At 43.0% G+C, this 16459-nt stretch carries 18 protein-coding genes; 3 read left to right on the top strand and 15 right to left on the bottom strand.

Annotated elements, in window-relative coordinates; translation table 11 throughout:
• Positions 1 to 31: 31 nt before the first annotated feature.
• Positions 32 to 343 (bottom strand): thioredoxin family protein, encoded by a 312-nt coding sequence (locus tag ACFVS1_RS02700; protein ID WP_241592551.1) that lies wholly within the window; start codon positions 341 to 343, stop codon positions 32 to 34.
• Positions 344 to 450: 107 nt separating this feature from the next.
• The gene (locus ACFVS1_RS02695; RefSeq protein WP_387545037.1) at positions 451 to 957 is read right to left on the bottom strand and encodes a hypothetical protein; all 507 of its coding nucleotides are present in this window, start codon (positions 955 to 957) and stop codon (positions 451 to 453) included.
• 123 nt (positions 958 to 1080) lie between these two features.
• On the opposite strand from ACFVS1_RS02695, the gene ACFVS1_RS02690 reads away from it, so the two are divergent.
• Positions 1081 to 1530: a YtoQ family protein gene (locus ACFVS1_RS02690; RefSeq protein WP_241592555.1), complete on the top strand. Its 450-nt coding sequence runs from the start codon at positions 1081 to 1083 to the stop codon at positions 1528 to 1530.
• Positions 1531 to 1641: 111 nt separating this feature from the next.
• Here the strand turns inward: ACFVS1_RS02690 and ACFVS1_RS02685 are convergent, their stop codons facing one another.
• The 3 genes from ACFVS1_RS02685 to ACFVS1_RS02675 form a co-directional block, all read right to left on the bottom strand.
• Positions 1642 to 2511, bottom strand: coding sequence for a GyrI-like domain-containing protein (locus tag ACFVS1_RS02685; RefSeq protein ID WP_352925539.1), 870 nt, complete (start codon positions 2509 to 2511; stop codon positions 1642 to 1644).
• Positions 2512 to 2628: 117 nt separating this feature from the next.
• Positions 2629 to 3150: a DUF84 family protein gene (locus ACFVS1_RS02680; protein WP_387545036.1), complete on the bottom strand. Its 522-nt coding sequence runs from the start codon at positions 3148 to 3150 to the stop codon at positions 2629 to 2631.
• An 81-nt stretch (positions 3151 to 3231) separates the two neighbouring features.
• The gene (locus tag ACFVS1_RS02675; protein WP_352925535.1) at positions 3232 to 4305 is read right to left on the bottom strand and encodes a M42 family metallopeptidase; all 1074 of its coding nucleotides are present in this window, start codon (positions 4303 to 4305) and stop codon (positions 3232 to 3234) included.
• Between the two features lie 177 nt (positions 4306 to 4482).
• Between ACFVS1_RS02675 and ACFVS1_RS02670 the strand changes: the two genes are divergently transcribed.
• Entirely contained in the window at positions 4483 to 4800 is a 318-nt protein-coding gene (locus ACFVS1_RS02670) for a hypothetical protein (RefSeq protein ID WP_352925533.1), read from the top strand.
• A gap of 48 nt (positions 4801 to 4848) precedes the next feature.
• On the opposite strand, the gene ACFVS1_RS02665 is transcribed toward ACFVS1_RS02670, so the two are convergent.
• Together ACFVS1_RS02665 and trmB are read right to left on the bottom strand one after the other, a co-directional pair.
• Positions 4849 to 5694 carry a YtnP family quorum-quenching lactonase gene (locus ACFVS1_RS02665; protein WP_352925531.1) on the bottom strand — a complete coding sequence of 282 codons (846 nt, stop codon included), beginning with the start codon at positions 5692 to 5694 and terminating at the stop codon, positions 4849 to 4851.
• A 146-nt stretch (positions 5695 to 5840) separates the two neighbouring features.
• Complete coding sequence (gene trmB, locus ACFVS1_RS02660) at positions 5841 to 6479, bottom strand: tRNA (guanosine(46)-N7)-methyltransferase TrmB (RefSeq protein ID WP_352925529.1); 639 nt, start codon at positions 6477 to 6479, stop codon at positions 5841 to 5843.
• 253 nt (positions 6480 to 6732) lie between these two features.
• On the opposite strand from trmB, the gene ACFVS1_RS02655 reads away from it, so the two are divergent.
• Positions 6733 to 7008: a YtzH-like family protein gene (locus ACFVS1_RS02655; RefSeq protein WP_352925527.1), complete on the top strand. Its 276-nt coding sequence runs from the start codon at positions 6733 to 6735 to the stop codon at positions 7006 to 7008.
• Here ACFVS1_RS02655 and ACFVS1_RS02650 read toward each other — a convergent pair whose 3' ends face one another.
• The 8 genes from ACFVS1_RS02650 to ACFVS1_RS02615 all read right to left on the bottom strand — a co-directional run bounded on the left by ACFVS1_RS02650 (position 7009) and on the right by ACFVS1_RS02615 (position 16090).
• On the bottom strand, positions 7009 to 7791 hold the full coding sequence (locus ACFVS1_RS02650) for a phosphotransferase family protein (RefSeq protein ID WP_063232868.1): 783 nt from the start codon (positions 7789 to 7791) through the stop codon (positions 7009 to 7011).
• 292 nt (positions 7792 to 8083) lie between these two features.
• The gene (locus tag ACFVS1_RS02645; RefSeq protein WP_387545035.1) at positions 8084 to 9040 is read right to left on the bottom strand and encodes a diacylglycerol/lipid kinase family protein; all 957 of its coding nucleotides are present in this window, start codon (positions 9038 to 9040) and stop codon (positions 8084 to 8086) included.
• The gene (locus ACFVS1_RS02640; protein WP_387545033.1) at positions 9027 to 10028 is read right to left on the bottom strand and encodes an NERD domain-containing protein; all 1002 of its coding nucleotides are present in this window, start codon (positions 10026 to 10028) and stop codon (positions 9027 to 9029) included. The genes ACFVS1_RS02645 and ACFVS1_RS02640 overlap by 14 nt, the downstream gene beginning before the upstream one ends.
• 21 nt (positions 10029 to 10049) lie before the next feature.
• Complete coding sequence (thpR, locus tag ACFVS1_RS02635; RefSeq protein WP_352925598.1) at positions 10050 to 10607, bottom strand: RNA 2',3'-cyclic phosphodiesterase; 558 nt, start codon at positions 10605 to 10607, stop codon at positions 10050 to 10052.
• Between the two features lie 270 nt (positions 10608 to 10877).
• A complete protein-coding gene (locus ACFVS1_RS02630) occupies positions 10878 to 12116 on the bottom strand; it encodes an Nramp family divalent metal transporter (protein WP_352925521.1) in 1239 nt (412 codons plus the stop codon).
• A 192-nt stretch (positions 12117 to 12308) separates the two neighbouring features.
• On the bottom strand, positions 12309 to 13163 hold the full coding sequence (gene dat, locus ACFVS1_RS02625; RefSeq protein ID WP_352925519.1) for a D-amino-acid transaminase: 855 nt from the start codon (positions 13161 to 13163) through the stop codon (positions 12309 to 12311).
• Between the two features lie 21 nt (positions 13164 to 13184).
• Positions 13185 to 14597: a dipeptidase PepV gene (gene pepV, locus ACFVS1_RS02620; protein ID WP_352925517.1), complete on the bottom strand. Its 1413-nt coding sequence runs from the start codon at positions 14595 to 14597 to the stop codon at positions 13185 to 13187.
• Positions 14598 to 14752: 155 nt separating this feature from the next.
• Entirely contained in the window at positions 14753 to 16090 is a 1338-nt protein-coding gene (locus tag ACFVS1_RS02615) for an MATE family efflux transporter (protein ID WP_387545032.1), read from the bottom strand.
• Between the last annotated feature and the right edge of the window lie 369 nt (positions 16091 to 16459).

Here is a 16459-nt window from a genome sequence, read left to right as displayed (position 1 = left end):
TGAAAAATCCCCAGCGAGAAGGGGATTTTGATTATAATGATTGAATGAATTCCTCAATTTGTTCTTGCGTTTTGCGATCCTTGCTCACGAATCTGCCTAGCTCTTTACCATTCTCATACGCGATGAAACTTGGTATACCGAATACATCATGAGCCGCACACACATCGATGAATTCATCACGGTCCACATGAATGAATGTAAAGTCTGGAAATTTCGTTTCAATCTCCGGCATTATCGGTTCGATTACACGGCAATCCCCACACCATGTTGCTGAAAAAAGAAAAATATGTTTGCCTTCATTTTTCAATGCATCATATTGCTCAACGGTTTGTAAATTTTCCATTTGAATATTCCTCCTGCTCTAAATAACACCTTAATTTTTATAAACCCATCATACCAGACTCTCCAGAAATCAACCATTAATACGGATCGGTTGAGAGGCAAGGGTCCTTATTTCTGAGGCACGGATGAAACGATTTCCATCATTTGTTTTGCATCGGTTTTTAATTGGTCTTTATCTGTTTCTGTTGTCAGCTTCACCCCGCCGATCCCCACCGCAAGCTCATACTTTTCTTTCGGTATCTCTTTGATCGAGATAAATCCGAATTTATCATCAGTCTGAAAAGAATGCAGCATTACATTTTGATCATCTTGTTCCTTTATCGCCAAATATAACACGGAGCTGTCTTCTTTTTCATTTGGATTGACAAATAATATATAAATCTTATCACCTTTTTGTAAAATCAAATTATTATCATGTTCTTCCACTACCTTAAAATCCTTTGGCAGATAGACCTGAATTAGCCCTGCCTCTTGATTGGGCTGTTTTTCATCGTCACGAAAAGCCACTTCAGCAGCCTTCATTGACTTTTCGGTTTGTCTCTCGATACCTGAGCAGCCCACGATCAAGCTGCTTATCAACAGGAAAACAAGAAAATTCTTATTGGATATAGCCATCGTCATTCCTCCAGCCGTCTCTTTTACTACCTTATGGATAATATTATCCTTATTTACGGAATTCATCCATTTTCTAAAAAACATGGTACAATGAAAGCAATTTTATTATCGAGGAGGAAAACAATGAAGTTAATCGTGTATCTTGCTGGGGAGATCCATTCAAATTGGAGAAGTGAGCTGAGAGATAAGGCCGCTGCACTAAAGCTTCCTTTAGAATTTGTAGGCCCGATGGAAAATCATGAACGCTCCGATAATATCGGTGAAGATATCCTCGGGGAACAGCCGAATCCCATCCTGAAGGATGCGGCCGCTTCCCAAATCAATAATTTGCGGACAGGTCTTTTGATGAAAAAAGCGGATCTTGTCGTCGCCCTGTTTGGTGAGAAATATAAACAGTGGAATACTGCCATGGACGCAAGCACCGCCATTTCCCTGGGTAAACCGCTTATTTTGATTCGTCCGGAATCCCATCATCATGCCTTAAAGGAATTATCGGAAAAGGCGAGTGTCACGGTAGAATCCGTTAACCAAGCCATGAAGGTGCTTTCTTATATTTTTGAAGAAGGGCTGTAAATCCTATTGTCCCTTAACTGTCCAGCTCAAGAATGGAAGACTGATCATTTTAAAGAAACGAATAAAAAGCTTGCAGGGCCTCCCCTGCAAGCGAAAAACGAATATTTTACCTTATCCCTTTTTAATGGGAATCCAAATTTCGGAGTAATAGTCAGGGTTTGAAGCATCGTCATTCGCGTATACTTCCAATTCTGGAGTTCCGGCATGTTCATAACCGCTGGTAGGGAACCATTCGGAAAAAATTCGTTTCCAAGCTTGTTGGATGCTATCAGGCATAGGTCCGTGAACTTCGAATGCTACCCACTTGGAAGCCGGTAACGTAAGGGTTGAAAACTCTTCAGGCACTTTCCCGGCATACTCTGCACCTATCCAATAATCCATCGTTTCATTTTTTTCTACAGCCCGCTTATCGACACATACACCAATCAAGCCATCTATTTGGCCATTGTTCAACTTCGCTAACCTATCACTTGTTCCATCCGAATTCACTTTCTCCCACAACTTTGGAATCCCGATCAAATTCTCTTCATTAACCAAGGAAAACTCCTGCTTGATTCCAATCAATTGAAAGGAATCCCTTTCAAGGATATTGTATTTCATCGGTTTTGCCCCTTTCAGAATCACCTGTATCACCAGGCGTTCATAGAATTTCAGCTTCCCCATATACTTTCGGGCTTCGCTTGGAGATACCCCATGCTGCCTTCGAAAAGCTTTCGAGAATGCCTCGGGGGTGTCATAGCCATACTTGTAGGCTAAATCAATGACCTTGCCATTTGTTGATGAAATCTCCTGGGCAGCTAAGGTCAGTCTTCGACGACGGATATAGTCACCAATGGTTATATCCGTTAAAATGGTGAATGTCCGTTGAAAATGAAAAGCCGAGGCATTCGCCTGCCTGGAAATCCTCTCGATTGTCAGGTCCTCCAATAAGTGCTCCTCGATATATTCGATGGCCTTTTGGATTGATTCAACCCACCCCATTCCATTCCCCCCTTGTCACTATACTAGCAAGGCCGCTCAATAAAATCCTGTCCGTTCCTGCTCTGTTTTGGCAGTATTCGTTTCCATCATCGAAACCCGCTTTTCCATGACAGTGATTCAAAAATCCTGCTTTTTCATTTTCAGCTTATACTCGTGTTGACCGGCAAGCATCCTCATGATATGAAGGAACATTTCCCCCCTGGTGATTCGCTCATTTGTAAATACGCCGATCGCTCCTTCCTTTTTGCTAATATTCTCTTGCCTTGTGAAGGCGTCCATCACCGGGCCCAACTCTTCACCGTCCAGCAGCTTCTCAGCAACAATACCGGGAACAGGGATTCTCGCTCCGGCAGCTACAAAGACCTCACCGTCCCTTGTTGCCATTGCACCCCAATTACACAAAAACAGGGATTGTTTCATTTTCACGACACCGCCTTCAAGCCCGATACCTATTTCGGCATCACTGTGAATCAAGCAGTTCCTGGCACGTGTCATTGCCCCCTCCATCGTTTCCTCGTCTGAAAAGGGCTGTTCCGGGACCCCGCTCTCCACTTGAAGCGAAATGACTTCTGCATCTTCATATACACCAAGCACGGCACTTACTTTCGCCGGATTTTTACTGCCAACTGCTATTTTCAATATTATTACCTTCCTTCTATGTAAAAAAAGCTGATGGAAAAGGATACATGACAGCATCTCATTCCATTTCAGCTTCTACCATCAACCGTTATTAATCAAGGTCTCGAATGTCGTTTTATCACAGGAACGGACCAATTTCCCAATCAGCTCACGTGCAGCGGCATAATCATCAATATGAATCATGGATGCATGTGTATGAATATAGCGGGAACAAATGCCAATCACCCCGCTTGGAATGCCTTCGTTTGCAATATGGACTTGCCCTGCATCCGTGCCGCCTTGGGAAACGAAATATTGATACGGAATCTCATTCGACTCGGCCGTATCAAGGATGAATTCCCTCATGCCGCGATGAGTGACCATCGAACGATCAAAAATGCGGAGCAATGCCCCTTTTCCCAGCTGACCAAATTCATTTTTACTGCCGGACATATCGTTCGCCGGACTTGCATCCAAAGCGAAGAAAAGATCCGGTTTGATCATATGAGCTGCAGTTTGCGCACCCCGTAATCCGACTTCCTCCTGGACGGTTGCCCCGGAATATAAGACATTCGGTAACGTTTCACCTTTTAAATCCTTTAACAATTCAATCGCAAGTCCGCAGCCATAACGATTATCCCACGCTTTTGCGAGGATTTTCTTCTCATTGGCCATCGGCGTGAATGGACAAATCGGTACAATCTGCTGACCTGGCTTAATACCGATTCTCTTAACATCTTCCTTATCATCCGCCCCGATATCAATCAGCATATTTTTGATATCCATTGGTTTTGAGCGTTGCGACTCATCAAGCAAATGAGGCGGAATAGAACCGATGACACCAATGACCGGACCGTTATCCGTTATGATTTCGACTCTTTGGGCCAAAAGCACTTGACTCCACCAGCCTCCTAGGGTCTGAAAGCGAATCATTCCATTTTCCGTTACGGAGGTGACCATGAATCCCACTTCATCCATGTGGCCGGCAACTAGTACAGTCGGCCCATCCTCATTGCCTCTTTTTACGCCAAATATTCCGCCAAGGCGATCCTGGACAATTTCATCCGAATACTTTGTCAGCTCACTTTTCATGAAATTCCGAACTGCATGTTCATTTCCCGAGGCTCCCGGTAATTCCGTCAATGTTTTAAAAAGCTCCAAAGTCTCATGATTCATTTTTCTACCCCTAACCTATGTATTGTTTCTTACTATTTTACAGAACTTAGCATCGTGTTACACTAGAAAGTTCTAATTTATCAGTTAATGGGTAAAATTTCAAATTATTAGTCAAATAAAGCGTTCTTCTGTATACTGAAAGAAGTGATTTTAAAAAATGCAATGGAGGAGAAATCAATGAATTGGAAAACGTTTTTACTGGGTACTGCAGCCGGGTTTGCTGCGGGCTATGCGACAAAACAACTATTGGATCAAACAAGTAAACCTTCTCCCGATAAAGTCTTGGCCCAAGTGAAGGAAACAGTCAAAAAAGATGGAAATATATATGGCTCATGGATCTTGATGAAGCCGGAAAACTATACAAAAAATGATTTGGACTATGAAGTATACAAAGGCGGGATCACCAGAAACACAGAGGGTAAACGCGAGCAATTCGAATTTGTTGCAGATGCCTCAACAGGAACGATATTGGAGCTTAATGCGCAAACTGATTGAAACATAAAAGGAGGCCGTCAAAATGACGTCCTCCTTTTGCTTTCCCGCTTACCGCTTCCGTTTCAATTCGTCTATTATCTCCTTACCCGTTTCATCCCATTTGATGGCACAGTATTGGGCATCATGGTAAAAGCTGTACCAAGACCCATTTTCCAGTCCGGATTTCATCCACTTTTCCTTCGCTTCGATGGAAGTCATGGGATAATCATCATATGCGAGGACCCAGAGGACATTCGCATGGGCGTGCGTCGGCATGATATCTGCCATGTGAATCAATCTATCCCCGCCATCCTCAATGATGATGATCGCATGTCCATCACTATGTCCGCCAGTATGGATCATTTTAATCCCGTCCGTAATTTCCAGCTCACCATCAAAAGGACGTACAAAAGAAGCCACAGCCTCCCAGTTTTCTGCCCAATATGTACTTTTTGAACGAATATTCGGGTTTTTCATTTCATCCCATTCAGTTTGGGTCGTAATGATTTCTGCACGTTCAAAAACAGGCACCCACGTTTCACCTTCACGTTTCGTCAACCCGCAGGCATGGTCGAAATGTAGATGGGTCATTAAAATGTAATCGATATCATTTGGCTGAAGCCCAAGTCTGCCAAGATCTTCGACAAGATTGGATTCCTCTGTCACCCCAAAATTCCGTTTCTGCTTGTCATTCAGCTTTCCATTGCCAATACCGGAATCTATAAGCATGTTCAATCCATTAGCCTGCACCAAAATCGGATCCGTTCGTAGTTCGATTTGGTTATTTTCGTTAACAGGATACTTCTTGGACCAAAGCGGTTTCGGTACAACACCGAACATCGCACCGCCATCCAAGTGAGTCACACCGCCATTCAACCATGTTAATTTAATTTCCCCTATTTGCATCTTTTCCATTATACCCCTCCTCTTCCTATAGTTTAACACCCACTTCCATATATTGAAATTGATAACGATTAAGCCATCCTCATGATAGAAATACACCCGATTAAACATTAAAAAAACCAGATGCTGTGCACCTGGTTTCTGATCGGTGATTATGATTATTGGAACATTGCTTCCAATCTGTATATCCGGTTGCCTTTACTCGAGAACTTTTCTTCATATTCAGTCATGATATTACCTTCAAAATTGCTGTTATGCAGATCAAGGCTTACATATTTCAAGAGCATGCCGTATTCGGAAATACTCTTCAAGGAAGATTCGAATAACCCTTGGTTATCCGTCTTGAAGTGGATCTCGCCTTTGTCTGGCAGGATGCCTTCATATACTTCGAGGAAGGTCTTATACGTTAACCGACGTTTTGCATGACGTGATTTAGGCCACGGATCAGAGAAATTCAAGTAAACGCGATCCACGTCACCTTTTGCAAAATAGTCCCCCAAGTTCACTGCGTCAACATTCAACAGCTTTAAATTTGGAACATCCGCTTCAATCAGCAAGTCCAATGCAGCTACAATGACGCTTCCATATACTTCAATTCCAATGAAATTCACATCAGGATGGGCTTTTGCCATTTCTGTGATGAATCGGCCTTTGCCCGTACCCACTTCAATATATAACGGATTATCGTTACCGAAAACTTCATTCCATTTACCTTTATGGCTCACCGGCTGATGAATTACATATTGTGGAAAATCATTCAAACGGTCTTCAGCCCAAGGTTTATTTCTTAAACGCATGATGACACCCCTATTTATAATATAATCGTTCAAACCATACCACGAGTGGATGGATCCCTGCAAGTTGATTTTTTCAGGAAACAGCCTGCAAGCACAGACTTAACAAATAAAAAAACTGCCGGCCATCCAGGCGACAGTCTCTGTAGTTTTCATGTATAAAACTTTTCACAAAACACACCATAAATAAGTGAAGGGCAGGCAAGAACCACCTGAGAATCCCTTGAATCCATATTTAAGAAAGGAGTGGTATTATATGCCGCTTTCCCATGAACATCAAATGTCACTATTGAAAGATATATTGACCAATCACCAATCAGACTGCTGCGGATCCGTTTCTGAATGTGAACAGGTTGAAAGGCTCGTCAAATCCTTAATGATCAATATGGATATTGACAGCAATGTGAAAACGATACTGACGGAGATTTACGAATACAGCCAGACTGGCATCGGTACCGCCGATTTAGATGCACATATTTCAACCCACCAGAACGACTTGTCCCAGTGGGTGGATGATATAGATCAATTCTGATCAGCCAACCATCAATAATGCTTCCAGTTTTTGCAGTAATTCATTTCTTTCCTCGTACCGCTTTCTGCGATGATGCCATTGGATGGAAAGCACAAGTTGTGAAACCGTGTGCCATTTCATCCTCATCTCCAGGCCTGCGTCTAGCTTCTTGCCGTAGCGGGCAAGCCATTGATTCCATTCTTCCCTTGGGACATATGAATATAGGAGTATGCCGAGGTCAATGGCCGGGTCGCCAATGACCGCTCCGTCCCAATCAATCAGGAACAATCCGTCGGTTTCAGTCATGAGCCAATTATTATGGTTCACATCACAATGACAAACGACTTTTTCGTCGCATTCAATCAACAGAAGATTATTCTGTAAAAAATGGATGGCCTGCTTAATAATCGGAATATCCGTAACATCCGAAGATAACCCGGTTTCTATGTCTGTAAGTATACTTTCAGGTCGTAAAGGGGATTTCCCAAGCCTTTTGAGCATGCTTAACAAAGGATCGGATTGATGAATTTTTTGAAGCAGCTTTGCGACTCTTATATTGTTCATTTCCTGCTGAGATAGCTCCCTGCCTTCCATCCAATGCTGGGCCGTAATTACATCCCCGTTTTCCAGGCGTTTTGTCCACATTAACTTTGGAACAATGCCCTCAGCTGAGAGAACAGCTAAAAATGGCGATGAATTTCGTTTAAGGAAGAGCTTCTGCCCCTCTTTCTCGGCAATAAAGGCTTCTCCCGTAGCTCCTCCAGCAGGGGATATATCCCACTCCTGACCTAATAAATGTTCCAACTGGTTCACCTTCGATTTCCTCGCTTAATCATACAAATGTGGGTACGTTCACCTAGTGTATGTATTACCACTACTTTGAGTCCATGTTTTATAAAAAATCCGCCTGCTGGCGAAGCTGCATATATACTTGCATCGGGATGATACCCGCAATTAAAAACATCCTCATTTTAGAGAAATAAAAAAATAGCTATTGAGCAATTAAACAATAGCCATAAATTAAATTTTAGTTGAAAAACGGTTTCTTCGTCAAGTACTATAAAACGATTATACGCATAAAACAAAAACAAATAAATCATTTCATATTTTTGTATGGGATATCACCCTTGAACAAGACGCCCATTTTCTCTTTCAGAACCACTGCAGCTACTTCGTCCCTACCAACAATTTCTCCATCAGACTGGATTTTTACTGACCCTTGATTCTTCATTTTTATCATTTCACCAGAAAAAGAATCAACATTTTTAATGTTGAGGTGACCGCCCCATAAAACGGTGATGAAGACGGTCAATAATTTCAACAAAGTAATATCATGGACCGCAATCACGTTCAACCTGCCATCATCCACCTTCGACATCGGTGAAATTTTCATTCCACCTCCAAAGTAGGGCTGATTCGCAATGACGATGAACCATACCTTTTTCAAAAGATGCCGATGTCCATCAATGATCAATTCCATGCAGCCGGGCTTGTAAGAAGATAACTTTTTTATAAAAATGAACAGATAAATTAATTTACCCGCTCTGACAAAATTAAACCATTTTTTCAGAGGGGAACGGTTTGCTTCATCGGAAATTTCAGCATCAATGCCCATTCCCAGGCTGTTCACGAAATAACCCACCTTGCCATTCGTCTCGAACTGTCCAATATCAATGGGAGTAAAGGCATTATCCTGAAATACAGAAAGGGCTTCTTCCATACTCTCAGTTTTTTGAATGCCCCTTACATAATCATTGCCGGATCCAGCCGCAAGGGAGCCGATGATTGCGTTAGGGAAACCCATGGCGCCATTTATCATTTCATTAATCGTGCCATCTCCCCCGACAGCAATCACCCGGGTATCCTGATTCGTCCCTGATAGAATTTTCTTCGTCAATCTTAGCGCATGCCCCTTTTCCCGTGTAAAAAACACCTCATGGGGAACCGCTTTTGATTTCAGTATTTTCTCGGCTTTTTTCCAAATCTTCAAACTCTCTTCATTTCCAGCCATTGGATTGACAATGAAATACACTTTTTCATTAAGGTGCGGCATGCTCATTTCCTTCTGTTTGGTTATCTTCAGCTTCCCATTCAGGTCTCAGGCTGGATGTAGTTTGGCAATATTCAAGCAATGCCTGCGCCCCTTTTAACTGCTGCGCTTTAAGAGGAGACGATATTGCCCGCATCCTTTCAAACCATTCTGCGAAGGTCCGTTTATCCAATATCGTAATATCATAAGGGGCTTCGGGATAATCCACATATCCATTCCGGGATAAAATCACCTTTTTAATCGGCATGTTCACTTCATATAGCTCAAATAACTGGGTGACGATGTTCGTCATCCGATTTGCGCTCAACAAAGGATTGAGCACCTTTTTATCAGGATGCTTATGATGCCTGCGGACCCAGAACCGATCACTCGAACCGATGAATGCAGCGTCTTCTTCCGCTTCCAGAAAAGTGATGCACCAAGCATCAACAGGGGTCAATAAAATGACTTCGACTTCAACAGGCGCATTTTTCAATAGAAAGATAGGTTTATATAATACGAGAAACGTATCCGGAAAACGCTGCAGAAAAAAGCGGAGCCTCTCATCCAAAAAGAAAGATTGGTCCACAAATGACTTTTCACGAAGCGTCGAACTCCCCCATTTCATTTGAAAGCGGAGCAATTGATTTAAGTAATTTTGCTTTAATTCATCAAGACTGGCCGGACGGAACGGAAATCTTAATGAAAAAACATTAGTATCTTCAATCTGCACCGGTATTGGCAGTTCTTCTGCTTCAGCCTCCTGTTTACCTGTCCTGTGGAAGATGCCTTTCACCTTTTTTAACAGGCCCTTTGACTCTTCCTGAGGCGGATCGAATTTGACTTGTTTTTCAGTATGTTCGCTATACAACCGATCTAGCTCGCCCGCATGATAAGCAGCCTTCAATTTATCCCATTGCTGTTTTTTCAACCGTGCAAATTGTGTTGGATAACGATATATATCCTGCTCATACCGGGAAATATAATCCTGCATCTTTATGAGCTGTGCCATTCGACCACCACCCATCTCTCTCTATTTTTGAAGGTTAATCGTGAAAACCTTCTCGTATGAAGGGGAAGCTCCAAGATGTGTTTGATATAACGCAACCTGATCTGCTTCAAAATGCTTATCCTTCAAATTCGCTATCTGGCGGACGCTCTCCAACGAAAAGGGACTTTCACCCTCGAATTTTCTTGCCAGCGTTATATGAGGCTTAAACGGCTTTTTATCAAGTTCAAAACCCGCTTCGATACAAGAATGATAGATCTTCCTTTGGATGGCAAATAGCCTATCTTGCTGCTTGACGCCTGCCCATAGGATCCTTGGACTGTCACTCCTGCCAAAACCGCCGATATCGCCGAGCTCCAAGCCGAATGAAGCCTCATTGGCCAGCTCGCTTTCCACACGCCCCATGGCATCCTCTTTCAATGTATCGGGAGCATTGCCCAAAAATGCCATTGTAATATGATAATCGGCTGGATGCAGCCATTTCTTAAATGAAAATTCCGGCTTCAATTGTTCCGTAACAGCATTTAAATGAGCCTTAATATCATCAGGCAATACTAAAGCAAAGAAAAAATGAGTATTCATGGTCACTTATATTCCTTCCTATTTTCCCTTTAATTTTACCATAATTCCCATTGCATATACCTTCTCTTGGGCTTCCTAATAAATATTCCCTCCATCAGGAATATTTCAAATTTCACATCATATGAACGCAGTCCAGGTAGGGGTTTTTCGGGCTGGGTCGGATTATCTCTGCGCAAGGTCGGATTATACCCGAACTGGGTCGGATTAACGACACACACAGCAAAAAATCCAAACAAAAAAGGACCAAAGATTGGTCCCTCCCTGCTTCTTTTAACTGAAAAGTGTTTCGTAAAGCAAGAACAAGTTCAGTCCAATGATAAGTACAGCTATAAGCCAAGCGACGCTGGAGGTGATTTTATGGTTGACCAGGCTGCCCATGATTTTTTTATCGCTTGTAAACATGATCAAGGGCACCAGGGCAAACGCGATGCCGAACGAGAGTACAATTTGGCTCATCACAAGTGCTTTGGATGGATTCACTCCCCATAATATTATGAGCAGGGGCGGAACGGTGGTAATGACCCTTCTTAAATAAATCGGTATATGTCTTTTAATGAATCCCTGCATGACAACATCACCGGTCATTACACCAACGGATGAGCTGGATAAGCCTGCAAATAAAAGTCCTATTCCAAAAAACATCGCGACTGATGGTCCAAGCATGGCCCCGAACTGTTGATAGGCAACATCCAAGTCCTCTACAAGTATTCCATTCTTATGAAATAGGGCAGCTGAAACTATGACCATGGCGGCATTGATCGCGCCTGCAATCAACATGGCGATGACTATGTCAATTAACTCAAAACGATAAATCCTTTTTCTTTCCAAATCGTTTTTTCCGACTATTCTTCTTTGAGTCAAAGAAGAATGAAGGTAGATTGCATGTGGCATTACGGTGGCACCAAGCATACCGGCCGATAGCAAAATACTGTCCACTCCCTCGAACTTTGGAGTGAAGAGTCCTAATACAACGGCTGAAGTGTCAGGTTTCGCATAAAAAACTTGAGCACCAAATGCTATCACAACGACAAATATCATGACCGTGATCAGAGCTTCGAACGTTCGATAACCCCTGCGCTGGAATTCGAGAATGGCAAAGGAACCAATCGCTGCAATTATTGCCGAAGTGATAAGCGGTAAGTCAAATAACAAATAAATCCCTAGTGCAGCTCCTATGAATTCAGCTAGGTCGGTTGCCATTATGACGGCTTCGGCCTGAATCCATAATAAGAAAGATGTTTTTTTCGAAAATCTTTCCCTGCATAGCTCTGGAAGGTTCTTTCCAGTGGCTATCCCCAATTTAGCTGATAGTGATTGGATTAGAACAGCCATTAAATTGGATGCGAAGATAACCCATAATAACGTATAGCCATATTTAGATCCGGCTGTAATATTGGTCGCATAATTTCCTGGATCAATATAGGCCACAGCAGCTATAAAGGCAGGCCCAAGATAGGGAAGAAGTTTTTTTATTCCTCTTGAAGAAGGTTGATGCAACACATCGGACATATCTATGTCAACTCCTTTTTATACGCAACTCAAATTGTTGCGACAGGTAAACTTTTTAGGTTATTAGCAAGTATATTCCTGGTTTTTGAAAATGTCAAAAAGAGAGTTCGAATAGGAGTAATTAACGTGATCGGATCTCCGACTACACAAATAAAAAAACCCCTTTGCCAATAGTGGCAAAGAGGCTTTTATCTAGTTAACGGAACCGCATTGCTTCTCGATTTCCTCGGAAAACAGCTTCTGCAGTCTTTGAGTTATCGGACCGGGTTCCCCGGCTGCAATCGATTGGCCATCGATATTAATAATGGGTGTCACTTCGACGCTAGTGCTTGTATAAAGGACTTCATCGGCTGCCATCATGTCCTCGACCGTGAAGGCTTCTTCGACATAGGGAAGCCCATGATCAGCGCAAAGTTTCAGCATCACCTGACGGGTAATTCCATTCAGGATCAAGTTTGTGGCTGGATGCGTTTTAAGTTGACCATCCACCACGATTGAGACATTTGACGAACTTCCCTCCGTCACCGTACCATCACGATGCTGGATCGCTTCATCACAGCCGGCTTCCACCGCTTGCTGTTTAGCCATTATATTACCCAGTAGATTTAAACTCTTGATATTACAGCGCAGCCAGCGTATATCGTCGGTGGTAACAGCATTGACCCCTGGCTTCATTTTGCCTGTATAAGGCATTTCCTTGGTATAGGCGACAAAGACCGGTTCCACCCCTGCAGTTGGAAAAGAGTGTGTACGCGTTGATACTCCTCTTGTCAGCTGCATATAGACAATACCATCCTTCAGTTGATCTTCAGCGATCAGCTCTTTCATGCGGGTTTTGATTTCCGCTATGGTAAAGGGAACTTTCATCTGTATCAACTTCGCACTGTCGATCAGCCGGTTCAAATGCATATCCCCCGCAAATAATTCGCCATTATAAACCCGAATGACTTCATAGACGCCGTCACCGAATTGATATCCGCGGTCTTCAATATCTACCTTTACTTCGGACCTGCTTTTAAGGTCGCCGTTAAAAATGATTTTTCCCATGTCTTTCTCCCTCTTTGCCTCTTATTTAGCTAATTCATGAATGGCACGTGCATAAATGGACGTTGCCTTAAGCATATCTTCAATATCAATATATTCATCTTTCTGATGCGCAATGTCTTCGCTTCCAGGGAAAAGCGGGCCGAAAGCTACGCCTTCTTTCAATGAACGGGCGTATGTGCCGCCGCCAATCGAAAGGAGCTCAGCTTTGTCACCTGTCTCCGCTTCATAAACTTTCTGCAAGGTCTTAATCAAGAAGCTTTCACTGTCCACAAAATGTGGAGTCGAATGCGAATTGGTCTTCACTTTCAAATTATATGCAGCAAGTCTTTCTTCCAATGCCGCCTTTTGCTGTTCCCACTCAAACGTCACCGGATATCGCATACTGAAACCGATCGAGCTGTCCCCTTGTTTTGAATAATTGAAAACACCGGCATTGAGCGTCAGTTCACCTGTTTGCTCATCCGAGTAAGCCACACCTAAATTATTTCCGCGGGAATCTTCAAACAAACGATCCTTAATGAAAGTGAAATAGGCTTTCGCATGCGGATCAAGAGTAAGATCGGCTAAAAATGCTGCTAAAAAGAGACCTGCATTTTTTCCATTCTTCGGTTCCATCGCGTGTGCCGAGACACCATTCATTTCAAGCAGCACTTGATTTTTTTGCGGAACGGCTTGGCCGCTCAATGAGTATTTTTGCAAATAACCCTGATAGTTTGCTGCCACTTCAGCAGGGTTGGCCGCTTCCACAATGGCCGTAGCAAAATCCGGTACCATATTCGTCCTTCGCCCTGAAGAAAATTCGATAACATTCACGTCTGAGTTCGTACCATTTCCTGCATCGGCAGGATGTATAACCGAGAAATCCCAGATTCCTTTTTCCGCACTGATGATCGGGAAGTCAGCATCTGGTGCGAAGCCGATCGAGGGCATTTCCTCCACCTCAAAGTACCGGTCAACACAGCGCCAGTTCGATTCTTCATCGGTTCCAATGATCATCCTCACACGTTTGTTCAAAGGTTCTCCTAGCTCCCGGACCAGCTTCATCGCATGATAAGCAGCCATGGTCGGCCCTTTATCATCGATTGCCCCGCGAGCATATATGCGGCCATTGCGGATCTCAGCGCCGAACGGATCCGAACTCCAGCCATCTCCCTCAGGTACCACGTCGACATGGCATAATATCCCGATTAACTCCTCGCCTTCACCCATTTCAATATGACCAGCGACATTATCGACATTTTTCACAGTAAAGCCGTCCTTTTCACCTAATTGAAGCATGAACTCAAGCGCTTCCTGCACCCCCTTACCGAATGGGGCCTCCTCTGTAGGATGTTCCTCATCCAGTACACTTTTTATTTTCAATAAGTTTTGTGTATCCAGTAATAAGTCCATTTTTCGTTTTTCAACTTCTTCTCGCCAATTCAATTCACTCAAAATACGACAACTCCTCTTTTTTATATATTTTTCATTTTATCACTTTTACTACCTGATTCGCCAAGCGTTGCTACCTATTCTTCGTATTCCCGTATTTTCGCTACCGTCAAACTACCGATAAAATCCCTTACACAAATAAAAAACACCCTCTTTTATTAAAAAGAAGATGATTTCATTAAACTATCGGCATCCATAAGCTTTGTTACTTTTCGGTTTAGCCTTGGGATGTATAAGGCTAAAAACACGGAACGTCCTAAACTGAAAGCCAGGAATGCAAGCCATAATCCATGATTGCCATGATTGCTGACTGCTGAGAACTGGACAATCAAAAAAGCCAATAGTGCAAGAAGCATCGAATTCCTTACTGGAACGGCTTCGGTCGCACCGGTGAACACTCCATAAAAAATGAGTCCAATAAAGGCACTGAACGGGAATAGGACTATCCAAAGTCCATATTCATGGGCCAGTTCGATGACACCGGGGATATCCGTGAAAAGGAGAATGACCTCATCGCTGAATAGATAGTAAGATGCTGCAAGTATGACTGAAGCATATAAGCCCCACCGCGCCGATAGTGAGAGTGTTTTTTTGTAAAGGTTTATATCTCTCGAACCAATTGCCCTCCCGACCAGAAGACTTGATGCATTCGCGAAGCCATCAAAGCAATAGGCCATCAGGTAATGGATTTGTATAAGTACGGCATTTGCCGCCAGTGTCTCTGTCCCGAAAGTGGCTCCCTTGGCCGTAAAAAGATTGAAAACCGTGATCAGACAAATGGTCCTGATGAATAAATCCCTGTTGACCACCATCATTTTTTTCAGGGAAGCCCGATCGAACCCCTCCCGGAATGAAACTGAATCCGGTACGTTGACCGCTTTCCGGATCACCCACAAACCCAGGAAAAACGCGGCGATCTCTGATATCAATGAAGCGGCAGCAACCCCTGATACAGACCATGAAAAGCCATTTACAAAAACGAGGCACAAGACTATATTGATCACGTTCATGAAAACTTGAATGAACAAAGATGTTTTTATCCTGGATTTCCCGATTAACCAGCCTAAGATGACATAGTTCAATAATGCAAAAGGTGCACCCCATATCCTGATGCCGAAATAGTCTGCGGCAAAGGCGGAAACGTCCGATTCCGGACTGATTGCGCCTATCGAAATATTCAAAATGGGCTTTTGGATCACGATAAAAAGAAGACCGATGATCGCTGCTATGAAAAAAGGCCGAACCAAGGCCATTAGGCTTTGCTTTTCATCCCTTGCCCCCTCCGCTTGTGCAGCGAAGGCAGATGTACTGACCCGAAGAAAACCAAAAAGCCAATACATCGTATTAAAAATAATGGTTCCGACAGCCACCCCGCCAATATAGGCGGGATCGCTCAACTTTCCAACCACAGCCGTATCGACCGCACCGAGCAAGGGCGTACTCATCGTCGAAATCGTTAGCGGGATGGCCAGGGAAAGATACATTCTGTTATTCATAAAATGATGACCTCCAATGTACAGAAAGTTCTGAAAAGCTAGAATTGGAATGACGTTATAAAAAATTGTATTTAAAGTACAAAAAGATTGCAGTATTCGATTTTTATCACTAGAATTGAATATATGGTGCTCCCCAGCATCATATGATGCCTCTACAAGATTACTTGTGAATCGGTTCATATAGAACAGATTCAGCTATTTTAGATATTGATAATCTACGGTATCAAATTGTAGATTAAAAGATTGATAGCGCTCTCAACGCGGAAATTCTTTTTCCACAAACATTTTTTATCCAGCAGGAAAAAGGCAAATCGCAAGCGGAAAAATAAAAGGCTTGACGGATTCTAGAAGGAGTTATAGTATTGCTCG

This window comes from Peribacillus sp. NPDC058075 (assembly GCF_042885195.1).
GTDB lineage: Bacteria > Bacillota > Bacilli > Bacillales > DSM-1321 > Peribacillus.
The sequence above is the reverse complement of the archived record's forward strand: the minus strand, read 5'-3'. Positions and strand labels throughout refer to the sequence as shown.